This window comes from Rhodococcus sp. FH8 (assembly GCF_019266085.1).
In the GTDB taxonomy this organism is placed as follows: domain Bacteria; phylum Actinomycetota; class Actinomycetes; order Mycobacteriales; family Mycobacteriaceae; genus Rhodococcus_F; species Rhodococcus_F qingshengii.
This window is the reverse complement of the sequence record NZ_LPNQ01000078.1, coordinates 450303-476503: the sequence shown is the minus strand read 5'-3', so window position 1 is coordinate 476503 and position 26201 is coordinate 450303. Positions and strand designations below refer to the sequence as shown.

Annotated in this window: 25 protein-coding genes and 1 riboswitch; of the genes, 14 read left to right on the top strand and 11 right to left on the bottom strand. The window is 61.6% G+C overall.

Annotation, left to right across the window (positions count from 1 at the left end; translation table 11 throughout):
- Positions 1–4 precede the first annotated feature (4 nt).
- Positions 5–643 (bottom strand): HD domain-containing protein, encoded by a 639-nt coding sequence (locus ATN38_RS26035; RefSeq protein WP_007727481.1) that lies wholly within the window; start codon positions 641–643, stop codon positions 5–7.
- Positions 644–768: 125 nt separating this feature from the next.
- On the opposite strand from ATN38_RS26035, the gene ATN38_RS26030 reads away from it, so the two are divergent.
- The gene (locus tag ATN38_RS26030; RefSeq protein ID WP_218748955.1) at positions 769–1725 is read left to right on the top strand and encodes a GlxA family transcriptional regulator; all 957 of its coding nucleotides are present in this window, start codon (positions 769–771) and stop codon (positions 1723–1725) included.
- Here the strand turns inward: ATN38_RS26030 and ATN38_RS26025 are convergent.
- Entirely contained in the window at positions 1710–2555 is an 846-nt protein-coding gene (locus ATN38_RS26025) for an alpha/beta hydrolase (RefSeq protein WP_042923446.1), read from the bottom strand. The genes ATN38_RS26030 and ATN38_RS26025 overlap by 16 nt on opposite strands.
- A gap of 128 nt (positions 2556–2683) precedes the next feature.
- Between ATN38_RS26025 and ATN38_RS26020 the strand changes: the two genes are divergently transcribed.
- From ATN38_RS26020 to ATN38_RS26010, 3 genes are read left to right on the top strand one after another with little or no spacing between them, the layout of a single operon-like run.
- The gene (locus tag ATN38_RS26020; protein WP_075832765.1) at positions 2684–3187 is read left to right on the top strand and encodes a hypothetical protein; all 504 of its coding nucleotides are present in this window, start codon (positions 2684–2686) and stop codon (positions 3185–3187) included.
- 9 nt (positions 3188–3196) lie between these two features.
- Complete coding sequence (locus ATN38_RS26015) at positions 3197–3769, top strand: YdeI family protein (protein ID WP_042923448.1); 573 nt, start codon at positions 3197–3199, stop codon at positions 3767–3769.
- 58 nt (positions 3770–3827) lie between these two features.
- A complete protein-coding gene (locus tag ATN38_RS26010; protein ID WP_218748953.1) occupies positions 3828–4718 on the top strand; it encodes a sucrase ferredoxin in 891 nt (296 codons plus the stop codon).
- Positions 4719–4772: 54 nt separating this feature from the next.
- On the opposite strand, the gene ATN38_RS26005 is transcribed toward ATN38_RS26010, so the two are convergent.
- Positions 4773–5756 carry a hypothetical protein gene (locus tag ATN38_RS26005; RefSeq protein WP_217018642.1) on the bottom strand — a complete coding sequence of 328 codons (984 nt, stop codon included), beginning with the start codon at positions 5754–5756 and terminating at the stop codon, positions 4773–4775.
- A gap of 76 nt (positions 5757–5832) precedes the next feature.
- Here ATN38_RS26005 and ATN38_RS26000 point away from each other — a divergent pair, with 76 nt between their 5' ends.
- Complete coding sequence (locus tag ATN38_RS26000) at positions 5833–6414, top strand: GNAT family N-acetyltransferase (RefSeq protein ID WP_218748951.1); 582 nt, start codon at positions 5833–5835, stop codon at positions 6412–6414.
- A 13-nt stretch (positions 6415–6427) separates the two neighbouring features.
- Here ATN38_RS26000 and ATN38_RS25995 read toward each other — a convergent pair whose 3' ends face one another.
- Positions 6428–7042: an NAD(P)H-dependent oxidoreductase gene (locus ATN38_RS25995; RefSeq protein ID WP_218748949.1), complete on the bottom strand. Its 615-nt coding sequence runs from the start codon at positions 7040–7042 to the stop codon at positions 6428–6430.
- A 76-nt stretch (positions 7043–7118) separates the two neighbouring features.
- Here ATN38_RS25995 and ATN38_RS25990 point away from each other — a divergent pair, with 76 nt between their 5' ends.
- A complete protein-coding gene (locus ATN38_RS25990; RefSeq protein WP_208689689.1) occupies positions 7119–7694 on the top strand; it encodes a TetR/AcrR family transcriptional regulator in 576 nt (191 codons plus the stop codon).
- A 2-nt stretch (positions 7695–7696) separates the two neighbouring features.
- Here the strand turns inward: ATN38_RS25990 and ATN38_RS25985 are convergent, their stop codons facing one another.
- Entirely contained in the window at positions 7697–8620 is a 924-nt protein-coding gene (locus tag ATN38_RS25985) for a LysR family transcriptional regulator (protein WP_058039038.1), read from the bottom strand.
- Between the two features lie 81 nt (positions 8621–8701).
- On the opposite strand from ATN38_RS25985, the gene ATN38_RS25980 reads away from it, so the two are divergent.
- Entirely contained in the window at positions 8702–9691 is a 990-nt protein-coding gene (locus tag ATN38_RS25980; protein ID WP_208689688.1) for a threonine/serine dehydratase, read from the top strand.
- 383 nt (positions 9692–10074) lie between these two features.
- On the opposite strand, the gene ATN38_RS25975 is transcribed toward ATN38_RS25980, so the two are convergent.
- The 5 genes from ATN38_RS25975 to ATN38_RS25960 all read right to left on the bottom strand — a co-directional run bounded on the left by ATN38_RS25975 (position 10075) and on the right by ATN38_RS25960 (position 15675).
- A complete protein-coding gene (locus ATN38_RS25975) occupies positions 10075–10515 on the bottom strand; it encodes a hypothetical protein (RefSeq protein WP_225320329.1) in 441 nt (146 codons plus the stop codon).
- A 52-nt stretch (positions 10516–10567) separates the two neighbouring features.
- Positions 10568–12562 carry an SDR family oxidoreductase gene (locus ATN38_RS25970; protein WP_208689687.1) on the bottom strand — a complete coding sequence of 665 codons (1995 nt, stop codon included), beginning with the start codon at positions 12560–12562 and terminating at the stop codon, positions 10568–10570.
- A gap of 50 nt (positions 12563–12612) precedes the next feature.
- The gene (locus tag ATN38_RS32950) at positions 12613–12735 is read right to left on the bottom strand and encodes a hypothetical protein (RefSeq protein ID WP_003940840.1); all 123 of its coding nucleotides are present in this window, start codon (positions 12733–12735) and stop codon (positions 12613–12615) included.
- Between the two features lie 284 nt (positions 12736–13019).
- Positions 13020–13487 (bottom strand): hypothetical protein, encoded by a 468-nt coding sequence (locus tag ATN38_RS25965; RefSeq protein WP_231915037.1) that lies wholly within the window; start codon positions 13485–13487, stop codon positions 13020–13022.
- A 67-nt stretch (positions 13488–13554) separates the two neighbouring features.
- Positions 13555–15675: an MMPL family transporter gene (locus ATN38_RS25960; protein WP_007727439.1), complete on the bottom strand. Its 2121-nt coding sequence runs from the start codon at positions 15673–15675 to the stop codon at positions 13555–13557.
- A 71-nt stretch (positions 15676–15746) separates the two neighbouring features.
- Positions 15747–15893: riboswitch (cobalamin riboswitch) on the top strand.
- Between the two features lie 115 nt (positions 15894–16008).
- On the opposite strand from ATN38_RS25960, the gene ATN38_RS25955 reads away from it, so the two are divergent.
- From ATN38_RS25955 to ATN38_RS25940, 4 genes are read left to right on the top strand one after another with little or no spacing between them, the layout of a single operon-like run.
- Positions 16009–17004 carry an ABC transporter substrate-binding protein gene (locus ATN38_RS25955; protein WP_042449828.1) on the top strand — a complete coding sequence of 332 codons (996 nt, stop codon included), beginning with the start codon at positions 16009–16011 and terminating at the stop codon, positions 17002–17004.
- Complete coding sequence (locus ATN38_RS25950; RefSeq protein ID WP_116056951.1) at positions 17001–18041, top strand: iron ABC transporter permease; 1041 nt, start codon at positions 17001–17003, stop codon at positions 18039–18041. Before ATN38_RS25955 ends, ATN38_RS25950 begins: the two co-directional genes overlap by 4 nt.
- A 50-nt stretch (positions 18042–18091) precedes the next feature.
- A complete protein-coding gene (locus ATN38_RS25945) occupies positions 18092–18889 on the top strand; it encodes an ABC transporter ATP-binding protein (RefSeq protein ID WP_083197714.1) in 798 nt (265 codons plus the stop codon).
- Positions 18886–19656 (top strand): (2Fe-2S)-binding protein, encoded by a 771-nt coding sequence (locus ATN38_RS25940; protein ID WP_003940787.1) that lies wholly within the window; start codon positions 18886–18888, stop codon positions 19654–19656. Before ATN38_RS25945 ends, ATN38_RS25940 begins: the two co-directional genes overlap by 4 nt.
- A 37-nt stretch (positions 19657–19693) precedes the next feature.
- On the opposite strand, the gene phoA is transcribed toward ATN38_RS25940, so the two are convergent.
- Entirely contained in the window at positions 19694–21226 is a 1533-nt protein-coding gene (gene phoA, locus ATN38_RS25935) for an alkaline phosphatase (protein WP_064443382.1), read from the bottom strand.
- A 268-nt stretch (positions 21227–21494) separates the two neighbouring features.
- Here phoA and ATN38_RS25930 point away from each other — a divergent pair, with 268 nt between their 5' ends.
- From ATN38_RS25930 to ATN38_RS25920, 3 genes are all read left to right on the top strand, one after another.
- Positions 21495–24782: an error-prone DNA polymerase gene (locus ATN38_RS25930; protein WP_042449684.1), complete on the top strand. Its 3288-nt coding sequence runs from the start codon at positions 21495–21497 to the stop codon at positions 24780–24782.
- 234 nt (positions 24783–25016) lie between these two features.
- On the top strand, positions 25017–25364 hold the full coding sequence (locus ATN38_RS25925) for a hypothetical protein (protein ID WP_007727425.1): 348 nt from the start codon (positions 25017–25019) through the stop codon (positions 25362–25364).
- Positions 25365–25378: 14 nt separating this feature from the next.
- A complete protein-coding gene (locus tag ATN38_RS25920) occupies positions 25379–26149 on the top strand; it encodes a glucose 1-dehydrogenase (protein ID WP_003940866.1) in 771 nt (256 codons plus the stop codon).
- Positions 26150–26201: the final 52 nt, after the last annotated feature.

Genomic DNA, 26201 nt, shown 5'->3' with positions numbered 1-26201 from the left:
AATTCTATTGGGGCCAAGCCGAGTTCTGGATGACCTCGACAAAATCGATGTGCCGAAATCCCGGCACGAAATGTTCGAGTACGTCAGCGTTCACCGTCCCGAACGTGCTTTCGGGACGGTGCTTGAAGCCGTCGGTGAAGGCCTTCAAGATCTGATTCTTGAAATCCGGACGGGGGTGGGCCGCGGTGACGGCGTCGATGTCGGCCTGGTCGAGTTCGCTGTATCCGATTCCGAGTACATCGGTCTCCACACCCGCTGTCACCAAGGCGATTTCGGGCTCCAGCCGCGAGGGGACCTCGGGCGTCGTATGTAGAGCGATGCCTTCCCACACTTTGCGGATGTCGGTTTCGTCGACTTCGTAGCCGGTGAGGAATCGCCGCGCTTCGTCCGCGCTGTCCAATTCGAATCGCGCCGTACTGTCCCGGAATTTCTCGGTGAGCCCCAGGTCGTGAAACATGGCGCCGACGTAGAGCAATTCAGGGTCGGCGTGCAGTCCCAAACGCGCGCCTTGCAGCGATCCGAAGAGGAAGACGCGTCGCGAGTGGTGAAACAGTAACTCGGACGCCGTATCTCGGACGAGTTCGGTGGCGTCGGCAGCCATCTTCGAATCGGGGATTTTCACACCGGCAATGATCGTGTTCATCGGTACCTGCTCTGCTCGTCGCTGCTGCGAATTTCTCGGTCTGTCCCAGTGTCGGTCGAGCACGCACGCGGGCGCACCCTGATCTCGGCCATACTGTCCACAGATCAGGACGAAGGGGAGCGATCGTGACCGCAGTGCATCGAGTTGCCGTCCTGGTGTTCGACGGCGTCAAACTGCTCGACGTCGCAGGTCCGAGTGAGGTGTTCGCAGAGGCCAATCGCGGCGGAGCGAACTACGAGTTGGTGATCTGCTCGGTGGGTGGACACGATGTCGACTCGTCGACCGGCATGCGCATTCCGGTCGACTGTGACGTCGCAGATTCCGGTTCCTTCGACACGTTGCTGGTCATGGGTGGCGACGTGTTCCCGTCGATGCCGGTGAGTCCGGAACTGCGTGAGGCAGCGAGCGATCTGGCGAGACGTTCGGGTCGGGTTGCCTCGATCTGTACCGGGACATTCATCCTGGCGGCGAGTGGACTGCTCGACGGACGCCGCGCAACGACGCATTGGCAACACACGGCAACGCTGGCGCGCGCCTATCCGCAGATCACGGTAGTTCCCGACGCCATTTTCATCCAGGACGGCACGGTGTTCTCGTCTGCGGGTGTGACCGCCGGGATCGACCTCGCGCTCGCATTGCTCGAGCGAGATCATGGTGCAGAAATGGCCCGACGTGTCGCACAGCTTCTGGTGGTATTTCTCCAACGTCCAGGTGGGCAGTCACAGTTCTCGCCGTCGTTGAGCGGGCCGCGGCCCCGGGTGCCCGCGCTTCGCGCAGTGGTCGAGGCGGTGGCCGCCGATCCGGCGGGGGAGTACTCGGTCGACGAACTGGCTGCCCTGGCGCACCTGAGCCCACGGCATCTGGCGAGGCTCTTTCGGGAAGAACTCGGTACGACGCCGGCCAAATACGTCGAGTTGATCCGTTTCGACTCCGCGAAAGCGCTCCTCGATGCCGGCCACTCGGTGACCGAAGCCGCGCAATTGGCGGGATTCGGCATTTCGGAATCCCTACGACGAGCATTTTCGACGCATCTCGGAATCTCGCCGCAGGTGTACCGCCGTCGTTTTCAAGCTTTCGGCTGAGACTGACTTTCGTGCTTGCCTTGCGGCGGGCTCATGCCCTGCTTGTCGAGCCAGGCAAGGCTGTAGTCCGCGATCTCACGCCAGCCGTGGTCGATGGTCAGCGAGTGACCTCGATCGCCGAAGACCTTGTATTCGTTGATCGTCGGGGCCTTGGCGTACTTCTTGAACGAGCTGTCCGAACTGGCCTTCGGGACTGTGCGATCCTTGCCGCCGCCGATCATCAGGAGTGGCCCGCGGCGGGCGTTGAAATCTACTGCAGCGGGGCTGTGGGGCGCGAAGTTGGCGAGTGCTGCCTCGAACAACGGCCGACCAGGGGCGGGAATCGCATACTGCTCGAACAATGCGTCGGACTCGTCCTTGGACACGGCACTGGCGAAGGACTTGTGGAACGACTCTCTGTTGTGTGAGTACGCCTTCCGGTAGTTCCCGGGGTTGGACAGGACCGGGAAAACACTGCCCAGTTGAACGAGGGGAAGTTTCAACACCCCTTTGGGCTGAGCCGGGTCGATGGCAATTGCCGCGGTCGCCAACTTCTGGCCCAGCAGTTTCTGCGCGATCAAACCTCCGAACGAATGCCCCACCACGATCGGTGGCTCGTCGAGATCGGCTATCACCTTGGCGTAGTGATCCGTCACGTCCTCGATGCCGTGTCCCGCGATGTCTTCCGGGTGTTCACGCGTCTCACCCACGGTCGACGCGTCCCCTGGCCACCCCGGCGCCATCGTGGGGTATCCCTGCGCGTTGAAAACCTGCGCCCAGGGGTCCCAGGTGGTCGGGTGCATCCAGAGTCCGTGGATGAACAGAACAGTCGGGTTGGACTTGGGCGACATGCGCGCTCCCCGCTATCGGACCGATGATCGATACGGGATGCCCGCTTTTTACAACCTCATTCACATTTTCGGCGAGCTCTTCCGTCGGGCCGTTCCGTTCTGTTGTGCGAAGATGGCACGATCGTGGCATGGCACCAACTGGATCTGCGAAGGCGATGGCACTGTGGACCACCGCTTTTGTTGTCTCACAAGCGAATATTGCTCGCCTACTCGGGCCGGTGGCTCCCAAAGTATTGGAAGTGCAGACGGCCTTCTCTGCTCGCCGGTACGTCGAAATATTGGACTCCATGGACGCAGAGGCCACGGCACGATTTCGTAGTCACTACTACCCCGACTTCGTACATCCCGCGATCTACGCGATGGCTTTGCGGTCAGCGGGCACGAGGCTCGGGGAGCGGGTTCCCCTTTCCCCGGCAACTCGGCGCGCCCTTGCCGTAGTGCCGGTACTGTCGGCGGCCGGCGACTACGTCGAGAACGTGGTCGGACTCCATTTCCTCGATCATCGCGACAGGATCACCGACTCGAGGGTTCGCGCCGCTTCGACCGTCAGTATTGCCAAATGGGTGCTCGCACTCGGAACTCTCGGATATTTGTCGCAGGGTTTTGTCAGAGTATGGGTATCGCGAAAATGAGGAGCACTGATGGCAGTCGAACTCGGCACCGAATACTTCGCTGACGGAGAAGAGTTCCGTCGATGGCTGTCCGAGAACCACGAGTTGGTCCCCGGCCTTTGGCTGAAAATGGCCAAGAAGACCTCGTCGCACAGTTCGATCGACTACGACCAAGCGTTGGACGTTGCCCTGTGCTTCGGCTGGATCGACAGCCTCGCACGGCGAATCGACGACGATTTCTTCGTACAGAAGTTTTCGCGACGCACCGCGCGGAGTCCGTGGTCCAAACGCAACGTCGAGATAGTCGCCCGCCTCGACGCTGCGGGACTTCTCGAGCCTTCCGGCATCGCCGAGATCGAGAAGGCCAAGGCCGACGGTCGATGGGATCGCGCGTACGAGGGATCAGCCAAGGCCGAGGTCCCGAAAGACTTTCTCGATGCGCTCGCGGAAAACCCGAAGGCTCGTGAGTTCTACGCGACGCTCAATTCCACCAACCGATTCACCATCGCGTACCGACTGCAGGAGGCAAAGCGTCCGGAGACGCGAGCCAGGCGGATCGAGAAGTTCGTGAACCAGCTTGCGGAGGGCAAGAAGTTCTATTGAGCTGCCGCGTCACTGGGCCACAGGGACTTGCTAATCGACACCCAGCGAGGCTGACACAATGGGCCTCGTGATCGAAGCCGAAACCTGTTCCGCACTGTCTGCTGTCGATGAGCCGCTGGCAGGCAGCGCTGCCGTCGTGCGGGGCTGGGTATGCCTCGAATTCAATGTCGCGTGGGGTCGTGACGTGTTGGACGGTACGGCCTTGGGGGAGGACCTTGCCGCCGAGCTGAGCCGCCGAGCCGATGCAGCGAACGTGCGAATCATGTTCGTTCGGCGACCCGGGCGTACCGATCCGATGACTGATGGACACACCGTCCTGCTTGCGCGCTCCGATCCGAGCGACTCATGGTGTGAAAGGTTGCACATCGATTTGCCGATGGAATTACTCGACGTCGATTTCTTCTTGTTGGATGGGCCGCCACCAGGACTGGGCGAGCAAGTGACCGAGCCAGTCGTATTGGTCTGCGCGCACGGCAAGCGCGACCAGTGCTGCGCTGTATTCGGCAGGCCGATCGCCGCAGCGCTGATGTCGTCCTTCGGACCCCAGGTGTGGGAGTGTTCGCATACCGGCGGGCACCGATTCGCGCCGTCGATGATCCTGTTGCCGAGCGGCAATACGTACGGCCGTCTGTCGGCAAGTGAGAGTGTCACGGCCGTGGAGGTGGCTTCCCGAGATCAGGTCCATTTGCCAGGCCTGCGTGGACGGAGTTGTTGGTCTCCTGCGGGGCAGGCTTCGGAAATTGCTGTGCGACAGCAAATAACCTGCGGAATCGACGACTTGGCTGTCATCGAGCAGGCGAGTGACGGGACATGCGTCGTCGCACATGTGGACGGCCGGCAATGGGCCGTGGAGACTGCAGTCTCCGAACTCGCGCCGCGTCCACCGAGTTGCGGCGCGGCGCCCAAGCCGGTCAGGCCGGTTGTCGTCACGTCGATTCGAGACCTGTGATTTCATCGTCGGTTTTCTACGATCAGTCTCGATGAACTCGGGTGTGGGTCATCGCTACTGCAACAGGAGCGCAATGACTGCGGGCGGTAATTGACGTTGTCCGAGGAGGTTTACGCGTTGGCATCCGTCGAGTTCGACTGCCATCCGCGTGCCGCCCGATCCGTCGGGACGAAGTACGTCGATCGAAGCGATGTGATGGGCGACGAGATCGCATGGGCCTGCAGGTGGCGCGGTGGATGCAACCTCCATCAGATCAGTACTCTGCTGGCGTGACAAGCGGATTCGGGACTCGGGCAGCGGCGGTTCGGTGGAATAGCGGCACACCAGTAGTCTGCCGACGTCGGAAATCGGTGTAGCCAAAGCTGTTTCCGTCAGTGGGCGCGCGTGAGTGTCTTCGTGTTCTGCCATGCGACTCATGTCAGCTTCAGTGGTCGTCGCGAACGGTTGTCCGATCGACTCCGCGCAGGTTCCGGCGTCATCGGAGGAGATGCCGTCGACCGGATGCTGCGCGCGGCTGATCTCATGTAGTTGGCTCAGGGCTGCGTGTGGTTTCTCTTGCAGTCCACAGGGCGCGGTCGGCCAGGTAGGGCGTATGGCTGCTCCTGCTTCGTCTACCAGCCACAAACCGGCTGGCGGGACGAGACGGTACGCGCAGTCGGCCCGGACGTTGGCAGGAAATCGACGAGACTGTTCGCGGAATGCATCGTCCACCGCGTGGATGTCCCCCTCGAGGCGTACGGAGTCGATGGTCAACCCACCGTCGGACGTTTCTCCGCGTTCGCATCGAACAACGGCAACGGGGCTGAAATCAGGAGGCGGGTAACCACTTCCCTCGGGGCGAAGTGCGATGCTGCTGTCGCGTGCCTCGGGGGCTACGAGCGCGGCGGTGATATCAGGGGCGAGGCAGTCTGCCCGATCGACCGCCGTCGCGACCGGTGGAGTGAAAGATTCATAGTCTCGAACGCCGGTCCAAACCAACGCAACGGCGACGACACTGACGACGACGATAAAGACCCCAGCTGTGAATCGTCCACTCATACATCGACACTATGTGCTTTTGCGATGGATTGAGGTGAAGTCTCGACCATTGCGGGTGCGACGTAGCATCGCTGCTATGACAGTCGATTTGGTTGCGCCTGACGAGGCCTTGTGGGTGTCCTGGTTGGAGTCGCGTGACGAGTGGGGTGGACCGCAGGCGGATCAGCCCGCTTCGGCGTTGGGAGTTGCGCAACGTCTGGATCTCGACCTTGCGTCACGCGATGGATTCGGGCAGTGGGTTCAGGAGTTGTTGGCGCAGCCCGAGGCGTTGCCGGGGCCCGACATTGTCCCGGCAACCAACTGGTGGATCGTGCGAGACGGCAGGTATCTCGGTGCTATCCAGTTGCGGCACAGCTTGAATGAGTTCTTGGCCGATGTCGGTGGTCATATCGGCTATGGGGTCAGGCCGTCGGAACGCCGGAAAGGGATAGCGTCGGCTGCTCTGGGGGAAGTGCTCACGTATGCCGGCGACCCGGTGGGGCTCAGTCGCGTCCTGATTACCTGCGACGAAACGAACGCGGGTTCGCGTAATGTTATCGAAGGGTGTGGGGGACTTCTCGATAGCGTGCGCCCAGCTGATCAGTTGTCGCGCAACCTCGGCCATGCTGGAGACACGCTTCGCTACTGGGCGGCCACGGGCCGGTCAAGCGTCAGTTGACCGTATTTGACCGTCAACGGGAAGTCACGGTCGCAGGGTAGGCGACACGGGACGCGATGCTTTCGCTGAGGTCGTGGATTTCTGCGGCGAGGACGTCTCGGCTCTTCGTGTCCGACTCGTGAACGAAGGTTGTCGATCCCATTGTGGCACCGCAATATTCGATGATTCCGCGTTCGATCTGTGTCCGGAAGGCCTCGTACACGCCGTGTCGGTCGAAACTCTCGGCGTCGTCACCTGCGACTGGAATCAGGTGGACGGTGAGTCGGTCCAGTTTCTTCACGAATTCGCTTCCCGGGGTGAATTCGTACGCCCATCCGCTGACGAAGACTCGATCGATCCAACCTTTGAGTAGTGCGGGCATCGACCACCAGTACATCGGAAACACGAGAATCAGATCGTCTGCACGATCGATTCGGTCCTGCTCGGCTACAACGTCGGCCGGGGGAGTCCCTTTGCCGCGGAACAGGTTCACATCGGCTTCGGCGAATCGGGGATCGAAATTCTCGGCATATAGGTCCGCGAAGTCGACGTCGCCGCCCAGGTCGCGGATCGCGTCGGCAGTAGAACGGGCGACATGCTGGGTAAGTGACTGGGGATCGGGGTGGGAGACTACGACGAGTGTGGTCATGAGCGTCCTTCGGTAGATGGTGCGCTTATGTACTAAGAGTAGGTTACTATTGGTATATAGCGCAAGGAGGTGTCCGATGGCACGTACGAGACTGTCGCGAGCCGGCAGGTACGAACAACTCGTGGAGGTGTCGTGGGCATTGGTGCGAGAGGAGGGTGCGGACGCGCTGACCCTTGGTCGGTTGGCTGAACGTGCCGGCGTTGCAAAGCCAGTTGTATACAGCCATTTCGCCTCTCGCGCCGCGTTGTTGGCAGCGCTCTTCAAGGAATTCGACGATCGTCAGACGGTGATGCTCGAGGAGTATCTCGATGCCGCGGATGAGTCTCTGAACGGACGCGCGAATGCCATCGCCGACTCCTACGTCGGATGTTCGCTGGCGCAGGGGCGTGAACTGACGGGTGTGCTTGCAGCGCTGGAGGGTTCGCCCGAGCTGGAGCGGGTCAAGCGTGAATCGGAACACGCCTATTCGGAACGATGTCGGGAGGTGCTGACTGCCTTTGGTGCGGGCGGAGGACTTGCGCAACCTTCGATGACCGCAATATTCGGTGCTGCAGAGGCACTCTCGCATGCGGCGGTAGCGGGAGCGCTCTCGCCCGACGATGCTCGAAGCGAACTTGCCGCACTGATAGTCGCGGTGGTCGGCCGGACCTGAGGTCACCGGTTATCTTGGTGCCCATCCAATTCGACGCGCTCACGCATGGATTCGGATATCGCTGTCAGAGTTCTGACGAACGCGTCGATCGCGGGAGCAAGTGGAGGTTTGCCGTAGGTTGCGACGGAGACAGTGCGTCGCTCGCCGGGAATGCGGTGTGCGCGGATACTCGGGTTCTGATGTGCCTGGAGGGCGAGGGCCGGAAGGGTGCTTACCCCGCTTCCGGAGGCGACCAGGGCTTGGACGGCGACGTAGTCGTCGGTCTCGAACTCGATCCGCGGAATGAATCCAGCTCGATTGCAAGCGGTGAGGAGGTGGGCTCGGCAGCTCGGGCAACCGGCAATCCAGGTCTCACCGGCGTAGTCCGTGATCTCGTTGGCGGCATCTGCATTCCGCGCAGAGGTGATCAGGTACAACGGATCTTCCAGTAAAGCCGTCTGCGCGACATGCTTGAGCCCGACTTCAGGGGTGTCCTCGTGCGCGAAGACAACAGCTACGTCGACATCGTTGTTACGAAGCAGTGCAAGTGCTTTGGGTGGTTCTGCATCAACGAGGCTGATGGACACATCGGGGTACTGGGACGTGAACGCTGCCATCGCCTGCGGAATCAAACTCGCCAGGGCTGACGGGAATGCGGCCAGTCGTACCCGCCCGGCCCTCAGTCCTGCGTACGTCTGGACTTCGGCTACCGCTGCGTCGACGTGGCCGAGGATCTCGGTGGCTCGCCGAACCAGCACTGCGCCGGCGTCCGTCAGGCGCAGTCCACGACCCGCTCGCTGGAACAGTGGAACCCCGACTTCCGATTCGAGCTGTCGAAGGTGGTGACTGATGGAGGGCTGCGCGTAACCGAGAGAATCGGCGGCGGCTGTCACCGACCCTTCCTGTGCAACAGCGACCAGGACCCTCAGCCGAATTAGATCGAGCATGCCAAAATCATAGAAGATTTCGATGCTTTGGACGAAAACACGTATTGGATCTATGAATCGGTGTTTGGCAGGGTGAATCACATGGCACCGGCATCTGATCTCACGGCATCAAACCAGCTACATCCACCCGTATGGGCAGACATCGAGCGTGCCAGTCAGGTCGTCCGTCGGCATCTACCGGTCACGCCCCTGATATCGCACCCGACCTTGGGTGCGGGCTCGTGCAGCCAATTGTTCGTCAAACACGAGAACGTGCACCCCACGGGTGCGTTCAAGGTTCGCGGCGGACTGAACCTGGTGGCAGGACTGGATGAGGCGACGCGGGCGCGGGGGATTGTCGGCTACTCGACCGGAAACCATGCTCAATCCTTGGCGTATGCCGCGGCGGGTGCGGGCGTGCGGTGTGTGATCGTCATGCCGGTTGGGGCGAATCCAGTCAAGGCTCACGCTGTCCGCATGCTCGGAGCCGAGCTCATCGAGCACGGTGTGAACTTCGACGAGGCACGTGCTCATGCCGATTTCATCAGCGAACGTGACGGCCTGCGTCTCGTGAGCGCCGCCAATGAGCCGGCAATCCTCGCCGGTGTTGCAACGGCCTACGTCGAACTCCTCGAACAACAACCTGATCTGGACGCGGTGGTGGTCCCAGTCGGTGGCGGCAGCGGTGCGGCGGCGGCGTGTCTCGTCGCCAGTGCGCTTGCACCGCACCTCGAGGTGTTCGCAGTGCAGTCTGAGGCCGCACGAGCCGCACATGACTCGTGGAGTTCCGGCACGTGCGTCGAGCGCCCGAACACCACCCGTGTCGAAGGGCTTGCGACCGGTGCCGGGTTCGCACTCACTCAACGTGTCTTGCGTGAACGCCTCGGGGGATTCCTGCTCGTCACGGACGACGACATCACCCTCGCGCAGCGGGCGTTGCTCTTCGACGCTCACACTTTGAGCGAAGGCGCCGGTGCGGCCGCACTTGCTGCGGTCTATGCGCATCCGAACACCTTCGCTGGCAAGCGCGTTGCTGTTGTCTGCACGGGCGCCAATGCCTCCGAGAGTGAGATCCGCAGGGTCGTCGGCTAATTCATCTCGCATTCGTAACAATGTGCAGTGTCAGCGAACTGACGGAAAGCCGAAGTACGGTGTTCCAATGACTTCACCCCGAGACAAGTCACCTATCACTCGCAATGTTCCCGCACTCATGCTGGTAGTCGGGGTCATTGGATTGATCGCAAGTTTCGGAGTGACCTCACGTTGGGGGTTCCCAGCGTCCGCATCGGAGCTTTGTAGATCAAGTTCGTATGGAAGCGGATTGCTCGAAGAAGCAGGATGGGCTTGGATCCCGTTTCCCGTAGCCTCTTGCAAGGCAGTGGATTTCGATTCTTCCGCAGTTTACTTCGCCCTCGGATGGGAAAACTCGATCACTGCCGCAGTATCGATCGCATTCATCGCCATGGCTCTGAAACTCACTTGGGGTGCAGGAGTTCAGTGATGCTCATATGCCCGGCCTTGGGTTCGTTCGGAAGGCTGACCGGCACAAGCCCCATGCTTTCCCGACGCTCGTTGACCGAAAAGACGTACTGGGCAAATTCAGGCTTGACGTGCACGTCCGGAAACTGTGCCCGAAGTTTGCCCACGATCTGATAGCCCTCGTCGTACCAGTCGAAAACGTTGATCCCTGGATTCCACCGCGGTCGTATCGCGAAGCCGTCGATCTCGGTCACAAAGAACTTTTGGAAGCGATCAGTCCACGCCAGTATCTTCTCTCCGAGTTCGTCGTCGATCCCCATTTGGCTCGGGAGAACGTATGCCTGCGGGAACCGTTGCGGCGGGATGACAATCAATTCCTTCGACGGCCACAGCGAACTGGGATGACCATGGTCTGGATAGATTCTGATGACTAGCATTGCAGACTCGTTCCGCTGGCCGAAACGCTCCGAGGCGAAGTCACACCACCGGTCACCAGTGCGTACCGGGCACGAGTCGGGCGGCACGACGGCCGAGTTTGCGGATGCGCGAGCGCGAGTGGTGCTGTCGCGTCGGTGTTGCCGGAGCGTCTGCCGGAGTTTCCTTGTCTACCTGACCCTTTGCCGCCGGAGAGTCGGGGAATGCCTGGTACATCTGGTTGAGAATTCGGTCCTTGGTGTGCGGTGCGAACAGGGTTCCCAGATCACCCAGGGTTCCGAGTGGTACGTCGATGCGTTTGGGGCGGTCGATCAGCGCGCGGATCACCATTGCCGCAGCCTTTTCCGGGCTGGTGATCGGGCCGTTGTTGTATTCGCCGGTCGGAGCGATCATCGGTGTTTCGACCAGGGGCATGTGGATGGTCGTGAAAGTGATTCCGTCCGCCAGGGTTTCAGAGGCGGCTACGTCCGAGAAACCGTCGAGGGCGGCCTTGCTCGCCACGTAGGCCGAGAATCTAGGCGTTGCCGCCTGGACTCCCGCGCTGCTGATGTTTACGATGTGGCCGAAGCGGCGAGAACGCATGGTCGGTAACAAGGCGAGCACCAATCGCACAGCGCCGAAGTAGTTCACGGCCATCGTTCGTTCGTAGTCGTGGAAACGATCAGTGGAGTGGTAAATGCCGCGCCGGATGGATCGGCCGGCGTTGTTTACCAACATGTCTACGTGATCGTGTTCTGTCAGAATGCTTTTGATCGTGTGCTGGACCGACTCGTCGTCGGTGATGTCGCAGGGGTAACCGAACGCCTTGCCTCCGGCTGATCGAATCTCCTGTACTGCGGCATCGAGTTCGTCGGTGCGGCGTGCGATCAGGAGAACGGTGGCGCCCTTCTGAGCGGCGGCAATGGCCGATGCCTTGCCGATTCCGGAAGAGCCTCCGGTGATCAGAACGATCCGACCCACGAGCGGTCCTTCGGGACTGTTACGTCGTGCGCGATTGGGATCGAGGTTTGCGCGCCAGTACTTCCACAACACAGTGGAGTACGACCCGAACTCGGGGACCGCCAGTCCCGATCCGGCCAGGGCGGCAACGGTTCTCTCCGAGGTGAAGGTCGGCGCCATCGTCATGTTGTCGAGCAATGCTGCAGGCATGCCGATGCGATCGAGGAAGACCTTCCGTGCCGATTCTGCCGAGTCCATCGGCAAGGGCGAGACAAAGGGTTTGGCGATCACGCCCGGAAGGCTGAGTGCGGGCCGGGGTGCTCCGGCGGCCTTGGCGAGTCCGGCATAGATTTCGCGTACCGGTTGAGGTTTCGGATTCACGAGATGGAATGCTTCGCCGTCGTGGCCGGGCGCGTGCATCAATTCGACGAGGGCGGCGGCTACGTAATCGACGGGCACCACATTGGTTGCGCCGAGGTTGGGGATCGGGACGGGGAGTGCTGCAGGTAGTTTCGCGAGTAGCGCCAGTCCTGGAAACAAGTAGTACGGACCGTCGATCTTGTCCATCTCCCCGGTGACGGAGTTGCCGACCACGGCAGACGGCCGATAAACACGCCAGGTGAGGCCTTCTCGTTCTCGAACGAGCTTCTCGGCCTCGAACTTGGTTCGGTGGTAGGGCGTCGGAAAGCCTTGGCCGCAATCGAAATCGGTCTCGCTGAACGTGCCCGGATAGTCGCCTGCGACTGCGACCGATGACACGTGATGAAGGGTGGCTCCCAGTTTCGCAGCAAGTTCGACCACGGAGCGTGTGCCCTCGACATTCGTCGAAGCCTGCTCGTCTCCGGCGGTGATGTCGTAGATCGCGCCGAGGTGAAGGACGTGGTCGGCAGGTGGGGGAGAATCGATGCCCAGCCCAGGCTCGGTCAGATCTCCAATGAGCGGATGCACGCGATCGCCGCCGGGAATTGCCGACACCTGTTCTTCGAGTTTGGCGACAGAACCGGCTCTGACCAGCACATGGATCTGAGCAGTTTGATCACGCTCGAGCAGGAGTGGCAGTGCAGCTCGTCCGAGAAATCCGGTACCGCCAGTGACGATGTATGTGGCCATAGTCGGTAACTTACTCCAAAGTAAGATCAGCGGCTAGAGGGAAACGAACATCAATGCGTCATGACCCCGTCCTCGGCGTCGAAGTCGATGCCCGCGGAGATGATTCCGGAGAACAAGAACGCGACGGCAAGCGCAAGAGCGGGGATTGCAAGGATCCATTCGAAAATTGTCATGCTCCAAGTCTGACGAAATCAGCTTCGGAGAACATCGCCCTGCGGAGCGATTTAGACGATCGGGCAGTCATCCTCGAGGACGACTGCCCGATCAGGGAAATCCACTAGGTCTGTTGCTGAAGAGTTTCGGGCGCAGTGGGGTGCGCGCTCGTCCTTGCGTCGCGTGACGTGATTTCGGATGAGATGTGGGCGGCCGTTGTTCCGAGGGTGTGAAGGCCATGCGCCGTCCGCCAGTAGACCGGCGCACCATCGTCGAGGCGATGGAGTGGCCAGGCCGGCAAACCCTAGGCCGGTTCAGCGCCCGACAAGTCCTCGACCGCATACGGGGTCGTTCCTTCGAACAGAACACCGATCCCGAAAGGATCGGCCATCTCGAGCCTTGACTCAGCGAACCGCAGCAGCCAGGTTCCGTCAGCCCAGATCACCGCCTCAGGTTCGCCGAACAGTGACTCCGTGGCGTCCAACTCCACGAGTTCGGAGTGGCGGAGGCCGAACTGTGGCCCACGCAGCTGTTGACGCAGGTAATCGGCGGCGACTTCGGCAAACTCACCGAACCGGGCCATCACGGTCGCAGCGAGCTCACACACCGCAGACTCCGGCACGGTGGCCGGCTCGATAACCAGACTCACCGGCCTGGAGTCACCGACCCCCTGGACATCGATGATCGATGTCCAGCACGCCAACGAATCGTCCGAGTCGACACGCGAAAACACTGCTGAGCCGACCACAACACTCTCAGGTAAGTCATCCACGACCCCTAGTCAAACACGGCTCTCCGCAGGATCCCAGGCACTCTTCAGCGACATGATCCAGTCGCGATCAGTGGCCGATGCCGACCTTCGCGTGAACCTTTTTCATCCACACAGGAGCCCACCAGTTCGCTTCGCCCATCAACTTCACGAGCGAGGGCACGAGCAACATGCGGATGATGGTCGCGTCGACGATCAGCGCGACGATCATGCCGACGCCCAGGAACTTCATCACTGACAGCCCTGACATTGCGAAGGCCCCCGTCACCACTATCAGGAGTAAGGCGGCAGCCGTCACGATGCGGCCGGTGCGCTCGGTTCCGAACTTGACCGCTTCCTCTGTCGTCGCTCCCGCGTTCTTGGCCTCGACCATCCGTGACATCAGGAAAACCTCGTAGTCCGTGGACAATCCGAAGACCACCGCCAGGATGAGCACGACAAACGTAGCCTCCAGCGGAGTTTGACTGACCCCGAGGAGTTCGACGCCGTGTCCGTCCTGGAAGACGAAGGTGAGGACACCGAAGGTGGTCGCGAGACTCAGGGCTGCCATCAGAACCGCCTTGATCGGCAGCACCACCGAACCGAACGCGAGGAACAACAGGATCAGGGTGGATCCGACCATGATGAGGATCATCACCGGTAGCCAGTGCAGGACGGCGTTGTTGCCGTCGTCGACCATGGCTTGACCGCCGCCGACAAGCAGCACCGTTCCGTCGGGAGCGGAGATCGCACGCAGATCTGTCACTGCGGCGCTCTGTGATTGGGGTGTAGAGCCCTCGCTGTAGAGAGCCTGAACCGCGACGAGTTGATTGGTGCTCGCGACGACGGTCGCCTGACCGATGCCCTCGACTCGACCGGCGGACTCGGCGATCGCTGCACCTTCGGCCGGGGTGAGAGTGTTCCCGTCCTCGGCCTGAAGGATCATCGTTGCGCCGTTTCCGGTTTGCGGGAAGTCGTTGACCAACGTGTCCATTGCGACGCGAGCGGGGTCGTTGTCCGGTAGTGCGGTGTACGAGAGTTCTCCCAGCCGGGCGCCGAGCAGCGGCGAGGCCATCACGAGCAGCACAGCCACGATCGTCACCGAGACTGCGACCGGACGCTTCATCACCCACGTGACGACGCGGCCCCAGAACTTGCGCGAGCGTTCCTCGCCGCGTTGCGCCGCATCCTTGCGCCACGTCAGGGCGTTGATGCGATGCCCCAGAATGGCAAGCAGCGCAGGCACAGCGGTCAGCGACAGGACGGCCGCGCTCAATACTGCGGCGATCGCGCCGAAGCCCAGAGACCGGATGACGGCCTGGGGGAATACGAGCATGCCGCTGAACGCACAGATCAGCAGTAGACCCGAGAACATGACGGTGCGACCCGCCGTCAGAACTGTCCGCTGAGCAGCCGCTCCCGGGTCCGAGCCCGAATTCAGTTCTTCACGGAACCGACCGACCACGAACAGTCCGTAGTCGATGGCAAGTCCCAACCCGAGAAGAGAAGCGACGTTGATCGAGAACGAGGACACATCGGTGATCAGCGTGAGGATTCGCAGAACGGCCAAAGCGCTCAGGACACTGAGTACACCCACGAACACGGGCACGGCAGCGGCGACGATGCCGCCGAAGATAAAGACCAACAGCACCAGAGTGATCGGAATGGCGATGGCTTCGGCGACCACCAGGTCCTTCTCGAGCTTGGTGTTGAATGCGACGCCGACGACGGTGTTACCCGCGAATTGTGCCTCGGCACCTTCGACTTCGAGCTTCGGCAGGAGATCGGCGAAAGTGGCGGGCGTGACGCCCGAGTCCGGTGCCAACGTGATCGCAACGGCCGCCATGGATCCGTCGTTCGAGAGCAGGCTGGCCTTCGCTGCGGCGTCTGTTCCCCAATACGATTTCACCGAAGCGGTCGGCACTTCGGTTTTGAATTGGTCGACGGCGGCTGTCACTGCCGGCCCGATGTCGTCCAGAGTCTTGCCGTCCGTGGGCGAGTAGATCGCGATGATGTCCGGGGTCTGCGGTCCGAGATTGTCTTCGATGATGTCGGCGACCTTCGCGGAGTCGCTGCCCGGATCGATGAAGCCGCCCTGGCTGAGCTTGCCGAACACTCCGAGTCCCCACACCCCACTGATGAGAACTATCAGAACCGCGAGGCTCAGTACCCACCATTTCCGGGCGACGACGGTTTGGGCCCAGCGTGTCATGTATCAACTCCGGTGTGTGGGGGCGTCTGGCCAGATCGACTGTAGTGGGCGTTTGGTCTTGAATCGGAAACGTCATGCATACTGCTCGAAGCACTTGCAAGCCACGCGTGTGGGGGAAGCCGGTCCGAATCCGGCGCTGACCCGCAACGGTAGGTCGATTCTCGGTAGTCACCGAGTGTCGGCAAGCCCGATTACCCGCCGCGCGGTGTGCGACATCCATTCGTCGTGGTCTACGAAAAGGAAGTCCAGCAGGAGCTCTGGCCGAGGATCAGCGTGCGGGCGGAGTTGTCTGTCGGATCCTCATTCGTGGCTCAGAGCCCTTACGAGGTCCCCGTGTCACTTCAGTTCTCCCCGTCCCGCGCCGCCGCAGTTCTCATCGCGGTCGCCTTGGTTTCGGCAGGTTGTTCCAAAGGTCAGGAATCAGAGTCGGCGTCTGCTGCGGAATCCTTCGCACAGCCGGTGTCCGTGACCAACTGCGATCGCGAGATGACCTTCGATTCGCCGCCGCAGCGCATCGTGTCTTTGAACGGACACGTCACCGAAGCCCTCATCGAGATCGGCGCGGGTGATCGGATTGTCGGGCGGGCGTACAGCGACAACCCGCCAACTGCCGAGACCGCCGATGTATTCAACAAGATTCCCAGCCTCTCCGATACGTTCCCCAGCATGGAGCAGGTTCTCGACGTCGATCCGGACTTCGTGGTCGGAGGAATGACCAGTGCCTTCAACGAGAAGCAAGGCCGTTCCCGAGACGCTTTCGGCGAGCGCGGAATCAACACCTTCCTCTTCTCGGAATACTGTGGCACCGGGTTCCCCGACATCGGATTGCTCGAGAACGACTACACGCAACTCGGTCGAGTCCTGGGCGTCGAAGATTCCGCCCGCGAGGTAGCCGAGGAGATCAGCGATGGTCTCGATTCCGTCCGCGCTTCGGTCGGAGACGCGGCGCCGGTACCGACCTTCTTCTACGACAGCGGTGACCAGGTTCCGACGACCATCGGCGGAGTCGGCGTCGGTCAATTGGTCGCGGAATACTCCGGCGTCTCGAACATCTTCGCCGAAGGGACAAAGCCCTACATCGACGCATCGTGGGAAGCTGTTGCCGAGCGTGCACCCCAGGCGATCGTGGTCATCGACTACGGCGACAAGACAGCCGAGCAGAAGATCGACTTCCTCCGTGCCCAGCCGTTGATGGCGACCACCCCTGCTGTGCAGCAGAACCGGTTCGTCGTGGTTCCTCTCGCTGACCTGTTCGAGAGTTCACGGTTGGTGCGTTCGGCACAGACCATCGCAACAGCCTTCCATTCAGGCGCTGACGCGGCGAAGTGACCCGCACGCGTTACGGGTACGGCGCCCTGCTTGTCGGCTTGGCGGTCGCCTTGGCGATCGTCCTGGGGTTGGCCGTCTCCTTGGGATCGGTTCGCATTCCCGTCGGTGACGTCTGGGCGATAGTCGGAGCCCGTTTGGCGCCAGGGACTTTCGAGACGTGGTGGACCGCGGCGCGGGAGTCGATCGTGATCGACTCCCGCCTGCCACGTGCACTCACTGCCGCGGTAGTGGGTGCTTCGTTGGCCATGGCAGGTGCAGTTGCTCAAGCTGTCACCCGTAATCCGCTTGCCGATCCGTATCTGCTCGGAGTCTCGTCGGGCGCGGGATTCATGGTGGTGCTCGTGTCGGTGCTGGGTTTCGGCGCCGGCCTCCTCGGGGTTTTCACGATTCCGGTCGCAGCATTCGTCGGGGCGATGATCCCGTTGTTTCTCGCACTGCTGATCGGCGGCCGGTATCCGCAGCCGACCGCGATCATTTTGGTGGGTGTCGCGCTCGCCCAGATATTCTCGGCGCTCATCACCTTTTGCATCCTGGTATTGGCCGATGATCGGCACGTGACGTCGGTGATGCACTGGATTGCCGGCGGATTCGGTGATGCACGATGGTCGACGCTGATCTTCCCGACGATCACACTGGCCGTCGTCGGCACAGCCCTTCTGTTCAGTTCGCGATGGATGGACGTTTTGCAGACCGGTGACGACGGGGCCGCTGCACTCGGTATGAACGTCCGACGGTTCCGTGTGTTGTCCTTGCTCGCGGTCTCCGTACTGGCGGGCGCAGCAGTCAGCGTTGCCGGTGGAATCGGTTTCATCGGTCTGCTGATCCCGCATCTGGCCGGCTTCATCGTCGGCACCAGAGCAATTCGACTGCTCCCTGCTGCAGCCCTGCTGGGCGCCGTCGCGATGGTTGCCGCGGATACCGCTGCGCGCTCGGTGGCACAATCCACTGAAGTTCCGGTCGGAGTGATCACGGCCCTCGTGGGTGCACCGATCTTCGTCTGGATGCTCTACCGGCAGTATCGGAGGCTCGAACAGTGACACAGGCCAGAACAGTGACACAGGCCAGAACAGTGACACAGACCAGAACAGTGACACTCCCGAAAGACTCCGAAACTGCGCCCCTGCTCGAACTCGTCGAGACCCGGGCGCGGCTCGGAAATCGCGAAGTGTTGCGCGGCATCACTTTCGCAGTCAAGTCCGGTGAAATATTGGGCTTGGTCGGGCCGAACGGCAGTGGCAAGACGACGGCGCTGCGCTGCTGCTACAACGCTTTGACGCCGACAGGTGGCGCAGTTCTGATCGATCAAGTCGACTCGACGACGCTCTCGCGTAAGGACATCGCCCGAACTGTCTCGGCAAGTGTTCAAGAACCCACTGTCTCGGCAGGACTGTCGGTTCGTGAATCGATCGCACTCGGACGAACTCCGCACCGCAGCTGGTTGGACCGAAGCACGGAGCGCGATACCGCCATCGTGGACCGGTGCATCGAGCAGGTCGGTTTGGTCGAGCTTGCCGGACGAGACGTATCGACCCTGTCGGGTGGTGAGCGGCAACGTGTCTCGATAGCTCGCGCATTGGCTCAGGAGCCCAAGGTTCTGTTGTTGGACGAGCCGACCAATCATCTCGATCTTCGTCACCAGTTGATCGTGATGGAACTGCTTACCGAACTTGCGTCGGCGGGGCTCGCAGTTGTGGTCACGATGCACGATCTACGGTTGGCGGTCGAGTACTGCGACAACCTTGCCGTGCTCACCGAAGGTGAACTCCGCGCGTGTGGGTCTACGGTCGAGGTGTTGGACGAGCCGTTGTTGGCCGAGGTTTTCGGCATCAGGGCGCGAGTCGAACGCGGAGTACGTCCGCGGATGGAGATATTGGGGCTGGCATGACGGAATCGGTGGCCGGGATCTACGCCCGTATGGCAGTAGCTGTGCCGTTCTTCGACAACCTGAGCGCGTATCCGGATACGGTGCCCGCGGTGTTGATGACCGACCCCCAGTGGTTGGCAGCACGTGTCGCCGATACGGCAGAGCGATGGGGGAGTGCGGACAGTCGAGTGAACGGCACGTTGTGGTGGTACTCGGCCAGCTCGACGCTGACCGGCATTCCGATCGGAACCGGGATGGTCACCGGGTTCGCGGCCGATCCATCGTTGGACGGTGGGCGGATCTTCTTGCGTGACAACGGCTATCTGGGCGGTTTTGCTGCCGGATCGGTCATTCCGATCTCGCGGAGTGTGGCGGAGTTGGGCCACGCGATGTTCCGCTCGCTCAATCCCGTGATCGAGGTACTCGCCGAGGTGTCCGGCGTTCGGCAGCAGGCGCTGTGGGCGATCACAACGGACTCCATCGCCAATCGCAGCCTCGATGCCGCCGGTAATGCGCGGGAGCGCGGAAGTGCATTTGCGGCCGGTCTGATCGAAGTTCTCCGCGGTGAGAACCCGGGCATTCCGGTCCCGCGTTTCGTGGACGTGGATCGCAGAGAATCTGCTGTGCGCGTAAGTAATCCATTGACGCCGGTGGCGTTCGGGCGACGCAGATTCACGCAGCGGGCGTCGTGCTGCCTGATCTACGAGGTACCCGGTGAAGGCAAATGCACCAGTTGCCCGAAGCGCGCACCCGAAGATCGGGTGCGCGCCTTGGCTGCTCTGGTGTGACTGGACCCAGGCTTTTACCGGGTCGGGTGTTGTCAGGTCAGTGAGCTGCGACCTTGGAACGGTCGAGTCCCAGCGCGTCGGTCATCGTGAAGAACAGATCGGTCTGGTCCGTGAGGCCGCTGACATTGGCCGCGTGCGGGCCGAAAGCTGCTACGCGCAACTGAGTGCCGGTATGCCCTTCGGATTCGACGGCCGGATCTTCGGACGTTCCGTAGCTGATCGTCATCTCCGAGCCGTCCTTCGTGGTCAGCTTGCGGGTCAGACCGGGGTAGACGATTTCCTGGGCGCGCTCGACCGGGATGTTCTGGTCCTTGGCGATGGTGGCGATGTCGTCGGCGCTGACGTTGGTGACGATCTGGCTGGTGTGAGCGTGGTCGGCTGTGACGATGACCAGGGTTTCTCCGTCGGTCTTCGCGAATTCGAGTGCCTTCTGCACAGCTTCGTCGAGGTCGACGGTTTCACCGATCTGACCGCATGCGTTGGCTGCGTGATCCTGCTTGTCGATCGAGGCACCTTCGACCTGGAGGAAGAATCCGTTGTCGTTGACCTTCAGTAGGTCGATCGCCTTTTGAGTCATGTCCGCGAGCTTCGGTACGTCGGAGGTTCGCTTGGGGTTGTCGACGCAGGTTTCTGCGGGCTGCAGGTAACCGTCACGGGTGGCGACAGAGCCTTCCCAGCGGACGGGCATGTTGCCGTCGGCGAACAAGCCGAGCACGGGTGCATCCTGATCGGCCTTGCCGACCTCGTTCATCTCGGCGGCATTCTTCACCAGCTGGTAGCCCCGAGCTGCGGCCTGCTCGTTGAGTGTCTTGCCCTGCCAGTCACCGGCTTTCGCAGTCTCGGCGAAGGACTTGGCGCCGCCGGCGAAGGTGACGTCGGCGCGGGTGTCGAGGAGTTGTTCGCTGATCGACCCCTTGCCGCCGTTCTCGAGGGCGTTCTCCGGGCAGGACTTGGACGTTGCCTCCGGTCCGTAGCACTTGCGGCCACTGACGTGCGCGACCTGCACTGCGGGTGTGGCGTCCTGCACCTCGGCGGTGGAGACGTTGCCGGTGGCCTTGCCGTTCGCCTTGGCGATCTCGAGGACGGTCGACTGGGCCTGACCCTTGATGTCGACGGAAATCGCGCCGTTGTAGGTCTTGGTGCCGGTGGACCATGCCGATCCGCTGGCTGCGGAGTCGGTGACGTAGTCGGGCTTGCCGTCCTTGGTCAGTGCGTAGTGCGTGTACTGGCCGGTGATCGGCAGGGCGTCGAGACCGGGGAAGCTGCCGGCAGCGCCCTCGGCGTAGTTGCGCGCGGCGGTGATCTCCGAGTCGCCCATGCCGTCGCCGATCAAGAGAATGACGTTCTTCGCGCCGGAAGCGTTGACGGCGTCGCGCACTGCGGCCGACTGATCACCGTTGATGCGGCGAGCACCACCGTTCGAGGACAGTTCGCCGGTCGCGGCGCGATCGACGGTCGTGCCGTTCGAGCCGGTGGCCTCGTCGGCGCTGCTGCTGCAGCCGGCAGCGGCCAGAACGGCGACGGCGCCGGCGACGGCCGTCAACCTACGTGTGTTGCGCGAGAACGACATACGAGTAGTACTCCTGGAAACAGTGTGGATGGAGATTATGAACGCCGCTAATGATCTGGGGCGAAAGTGAACGGAGTGCAGACATGCGTACATCTGAATGTGACGAGACGGTGAGGGTTGAGATTCGCTCTGTTGACTGTGGGTGAGTGACCTGTCAGACTGAATCTGCATCGAACATCAGTTCGATGCATGTGGTGCGTCTTCCCTTTCGGCATCCTCGAGCAGTCGGTCGTCCCTGACGGCCGACTCGATCAGGTGCGAGGTCAGTGTGGGTTGGGGAAATGGGCCGCCGACGTGGTCCGAGATGGAACGGGTGCTTTCCGGACGACCCGGCCGTGTGGAACATGAGGATTTGTTTCCGGGCGATGGAAGCGACAGCCCCGCCTGGTCAAGAAAGCGCGGCGAGTACCACGCGGGCGAGCTCACCCGTGGTGCCGGTGTAATTCCTTACGCAGAACTGCACGCTCACTCGGCCTTCAGTTTCCTCGACGGTGCATCACCGCCGGAAGAGCTGGTCGAGGAAGCAGTGCGTCTCGGGCTCGAAGCTATCGCCGTCACCGATCACGACGGCTTCTACGGCGTGGTGAGGTTTGCGGAAGCCGCACGTGAATGGGGAATGCGCACCGTGTTCGGGGCCGAGTTGTCTCTGGATTCGGTACCCAGAACCGGCACGGCAGATCCCGGTGGAACGCACCTCCTGGTACTTGCCCGTGGGCAGGAAGGGTATCGCCGGCTCTCGCGGGAGATCGCTGCCGCGCATCTGGCGGGCGGCGAGAAGGGCAAACTGCAGTACGACTACGACGTGCTGACCGAAGCGGCCGGTGGCCACTGGCAGATCCTGACCGGGTGCCGGAAAGGTCATGTGCGGCAAGCCTTGACGTCGGGTGGTCGCGAAGCAGCGGCGGATGCCTTGGGGGATCTGGTCGAGCGTTTCGGGGCGGAGCGAGTGTCGGTGGAACTCACTCATCATGGGTTGGCGGAGGACGACGAGCGCAATGCCGTTCTGGCCGAATTGGCGAGAGAGCATGGACTACGTACGGTGGCGACCACCGCCGCGCACTTCGCCGCTCCTCCGCGTCGACGCCTCGCCATGGCAATGGCGGCTGTGCGGTCGCGTCAAAGCTTGGACGAGGCAGCAGGATGGTTGGCCCCTACCGGCGGAGCGCACCTGCGGTCCGGCGCGGAGATGGCGGCACTGTTCTCGCTCTATCCCGAGGCTGTCAGTAGTGCCGCCGATCTTGGTCGTGAGTGCGCTTTCGATCTCAAGCTCATCGCGCCCAAATTGCCACCGTTCGACGTGCCAGCCGGGCATACCGAGGCGTCGTGGTTGCGTGAGCTCACCATGGTGGGGGCGCTGGAACGCTACGGACCGCCGGAAGGTGCACCGAAGGCATACGAACAGCTCGAACATGAACTTGCCATCATCGAGGGATTGAACTTTCCCGGATATTTCCTGGTGGTGCATGACATCGTGTCGTTCTGCAAGAACAACGACATCCTCTGTCAGGGAAGAGGTTCCGCTGCGAACTCGGCGGTGTGTTACGCGATCGGCATCACCAATGTCGATCCGGTTCGCAACAAACTGCTGTTCGAGAGGTTTCTTGCGCCTGAACGTGACGGCCCGCCGGACATCGACGTGGACATCGAGTCCGACCGCCGGGAAGAGGCGATCCAGCACGTGTACGCGAAGTACGGGCGTACGTATGCCGCGCAGGTCGCCAATGTCATCACCTATCGAGGAAAGTCGTCGGTGCGGGACATGGCTCGGGCGCTGGGCTTTTCGCAGGGACAGCAAGATGCGTGGAGTAAGCAGGTCGGCCGGTGGGGTGGTATCGACAAGAATGCGGATACCGATATTCCGCGTCCGGTACTCGAACTGGCGGCGCAGATCGAAGGCTATCCGCGGCACCTCGGTATCCACTCGGGCGGCATGGTCATCTGCGATCGTCCCATCGCCGACGTCTGCCCGGTGGAGTGGGCGCGGATGGCCAATCGCAGTGTCCTGCAATGGGACAAGGACGATTGCGCTGCCGCTGGGCTGGTCAAGTTCGATCTGCTCGGCCTCGGCATGCTCTCAGCTTTGCACTACATGATGGATCTGGTGGCCGAACACAAAGGCATCACAGTCGATTTGGCGCAACTCGATCTGTCGGAAACAGCGGTGTACGAGATGTTGCAGCGGGCAGATTCGGTGGGTGTGTTCCAAGTGGAATCACGTGCGCAGATGGCGACACTGCCGCGTCTGAAGCCTCGAAACTTCTACGACCTGGTAGTCGAGGTCGCGCTCATCCGTCCGGGGCCGATCCAAGGCGGATCAGTGCATCCGTACATTCGTCGGCGCAACAAACTCGAACCTGTGTCCTACGACCATCCGTCGCTCGAGAAGGCACTCGAACGCACGTTGGGGGTTCCGCTGTTCCAGGAACAGTTGATGCAGATGGCCGTCGACGTTGCGGGCTTCACGCCGTCCGAGGCCGATCAATTGCGTCGGGCAATGGGATCGAAACGCTCCACCGAGAAGATGGAACAACTGCGCGCGAGGTTCTATCAGGGCATGCGAGACCTACACGGCATCGGTGACGAGGTTGCCGACCGGATCTACGAAAAGCTTTATGCATTCGCTAATTTCGGTTTCCCGGAAAGCCATTCACAGAGTTTTGCCGCGCTGGTCTTCTACTCCTCGTGGTTCAAACTTCATCATCCCGCTGCGTTCTGCGCCGGACTTCTGCGCGCGCAGCCCATGGGTTTCTACTCGCCGCAGTCCTTGGTTGCCGATGCGCGCCGGCACGGAGTGCAGGTACACGGTGCAGACATCAATGTCAGCCTCGCGCATGCCACCGTCGAGGCAGGTGGATTCGAGGTTCGGCTGGGGCTGGGGGAAGTGCGCAACATCGGCGATGCACTCGCCGAGAAAATTGTCGAACAGCGCGACCTCGGTGGACCGTTCACGTCGTTTCTCGATCTGACGGGGCGGGTGGAACTGACTACCGCACAAGCTGAATCGCTGGCGACCGCCGGTGCGCTAGCCAGCTTCGGTATCTCGCGTAGAGAAGCGCTGTGGGCAGCGGGCGCTGCGGCGGGGGAGCGCCCCGACCGCTTGCCCGGTATCGGTGCGTCGGTCACAGCTCCCACCTTGCCCGGCATGAGCGACGTCGAATTGGCGGCGGCGGATGTCTGGGCGACAGGAGTATCTCCCGACACGTACCCGACACAATTCCTCCGCCCACAGCTCGACGCGCTCGGCGTGGTGCCGGCGTCGAGACTTCTCGACATCCCGGACGGTGACCGTGTGCTGGTGGGGGGAGCAGTCACACACCGGCAGCGTCCGGCCACAGCTGCGGGCGTCACGTTCATCAACCTCGAGGACGAAACCGGCATGGTCAACGTCGTGTGTTCGGTGGGGTTGTGGGCAAAGTACCGAAAATTGGCAAATACGGCGCCGGCGTTGCTTATTCGAGGGAAGGTGCAGAATGCAGAAGGCGCTGTCACCGTCGTGGCAGACCGGATGCAGCTGATGGATCTGCGAGTCACGGCCAAATCGCGAGACTTCCGTTAACGCCTGATTCTGGCCACCGTGTTAGTGCCGAGAGACAGTTTTGTGCCGAGAGGACAAATGTGGAGCTCAACTCTGACCTCCGAGCATATGGTGCGGGTCACATTTGCTCCCTAGGGTTGTCGCTTGAGCGCGATCGATTCACCACACGCAGCCGCGGTCAGTTGCCTTGCGCGTGAATATCGTCGCCTTCCAAACGCGCTGAACCAAAAGCACTTCGAGTCGAAGAGGAACTTCATGAGCACAGCGATTCTCGTCGCACACGTACACCCCGCCGATCCGTCTTCGGAGGATGCGTTCAACCGCTGGTACGACGACGTGCATATTCCGCAGGTCGTCGAACGAGTGCCCGGAGTTGTCTCCGCCTCCAGATTCTTCCTGGCGGATGTGCAGTTGCTGCCCGAGGATGCATTGCCCGCGCGCCGCTACCTGAGCATCTATCAACTCGACACGGAAGATCTCGCGGGCACCGCGCAGGCGTTGGGAAGTGCTTTGGGCGACGGAACTCTCGACATGTCCGAGGCCATCGCGACCACCGGTGACACCGGACCCGAATTGCTTTTCTACGTCCCGACCGAGAACTGAAGGGGAACGCTGACATGTCCGATCTTCTCGCGAACAAAGTTGCAATTGTCACCGGCGCAGGTGCCGGAATCGGCGCCGCCATTGCCCGGGCTTTCGGGGCGGAGGGCGCGAGGGTCGTGGTCTCCGACATCAACGGTGGCGCAGCACAGGCAGTGGCGGACTCGATCGACGGAGCTATCGCTGTCACCACTGATGTCACCGACGAACAGCAGGTCAAGGATCTCGTCGCCAGAGCGGTCGAAGAGTTCGGCGGACTGAACGTCGTAGTACCCAACGCCGGTATCGCCACCACGACCCCGCTGATCGAGACCTCGTTCGAGGACTGGCGGAAAGTGATGTCGGTCAACCTCGATGGAGTGTTCTTGACAGTGCGTCATTCGCTGCCCGCTCTCGTCGCATCCGGTGGCGGTTCGATCGTGAACATCTCGTCGATCTCGTCGACCACCGGCTCGCCTTTGATCGGCAGCTATGCCGCAGCCAAAGCAGCAGTTCGCAATCTCACCGAAACCCTGTCAGCCGAACTTCGCTTCCACGGAATCCGCGCGAATGCATTGCTGCCCGGATTCATCGATACCGACCTGGTCAAGAGTCACCAGCAGGATTTCGAGAATGCCCTCGGCCTCGAGTCCGGGGGATTCGACGACTTGATGGTCACGAAGCAGACGCGCTATGGCCGGACCGAGGAAGTTGCCGCCGCCGCAGTGTTCTTTGCGAGCGACCAGTCGTCGTGGTGCAACGGCAGCAGCCTGGTTCTCGACGGAGGGTTCACCGCTTCTCTCCTCTGAGCAGCAGAACCCTTTCCGAACGTCACCCGATCACCATTCGTGCGAGGATCCA

Coding starts and splice junctions, on each gene's coding strand:
- ATN38_RS26035 (WP_007727481.1), bottom strand. CDS start 643: ATGAACACGATCATTGCCGGTGTGAAAATCCCCGATTCGAAGATGGCT.
- ATN38_RS25920 (WP_003940866.1), top strand. CDS start 25,379: ATGTCCGATCTTCTCGCGAACAAAGTTGCAATTGTCACCGGCGCAGGT.
- ATN38_RS26000 (WP_218748951.1), top strand. CDS start 5,833: ATGACAGTCGATTTGGTTGCGCCTGACGAGGCCTTGTGGGTGTCCTGG.
- ATN38_RS25975 (WP_225320329.1), bottom strand. CDS start 10,515: ATGCTAGTCATCAGAATCTATCCAGACCATGGTCATCCCAGTTCGCTG.
- ATN38_RS26015 (WP_042923448.1), top strand. CDS start 3,197: ATGGCAGTCGAACTCGGCACCGAATACTTCGCTGACGGAGAAGAGTTC.
- ATN38_RS25940 (WP_003940787.1), top strand. CDS start 18,886: ATGACGGAATCGGTGGCCGGGATCTACGCCCGTATGGCAGTAGCTGTG.
- ATN38_RS25985 (WP_058039038.1), bottom strand. CDS start 8,620: ATGCTCGATCTAATTCGGCTGAGGGTCCTGGTCGCTGTTGCACAGGAA.
- ATN38_RS25925 (WP_007727425.1), top strand. CDS start 25,017: ATGAGCACAGCGATTCTCGTCGCACACGTACACCCCGCCGATCCGTCT.
- ATN38_RS25990 (WP_208689689.1), top strand. CDS start 7,119: ATGGCACGTACGAGACTGTCGCGAGCCGGCAGGTACGAACAACTCGTG.
- ATN38_RS25980 (WP_208689688.1), top strand. CDS start 8,702: ATGGCACCGGCATCTGATCTCACGGCATCAAACCAGCTACATCCACCC.
- ATN38_RS32950 (WP_003940840.1), bottom strand. CDS start 12,735: ATGACAATTTTCGAATGGATCCTTGCAATCCCCGCTCTTGCGCTTGCC.
- phoA (WP_064443382.1), bottom strand. CDS start 21,226: ATGTCGTTCTCGCGCAACACACGTAGGTTGACGGCCGTCGCCGGCGCC.
- ATN38_RS25960 (WP_007727439.1), bottom strand. CDS start 15,675: ATGACACGCTGGGCCCAAACCGTCGTCGCCCGGAAATGGTGGGTACTG.
- ATN38_RS26025 (WP_042923446.1), bottom strand. CDS start 2,555: ATGTCGCCCAAGTCCAACCCGACTGTTCTGTTCATCCACGGACTCTGG.
- ATN38_RS26005 (WP_217018642.1), bottom strand. CDS start 5,756: ATGAGTGGACGATTCACAGCTGGGGTCTTTATCGTCGTCGTCAGTGTC.
- ATN38_RS26010 (WP_218748953.1), top strand. CDS start 3,828: ATGGGCCTCGTGATCGAAGCCGAAACCTGTTCCGCACTGTCTGCTGTC.
- ATN38_RS25970 (WP_208689687.1), bottom strand. CDS start 12,562: ATGGCCACATACATCGTCACTGGCGGTACCGGATTTCTCGGACGAGCT.
- ATN38_RS26020 (WP_075832765.1), top strand. CDS start 2,684: ATGGCACCAACTGGATCTGCGAAGGCGATGGCACTGTGGACCACCGCT.
- ATN38_RS25995 (WP_218748949.1), bottom strand. CDS start 7,042: ATGACCACACTCGTCGTAGTCTCCCACCCCGATCCCCAGTCACTTACC.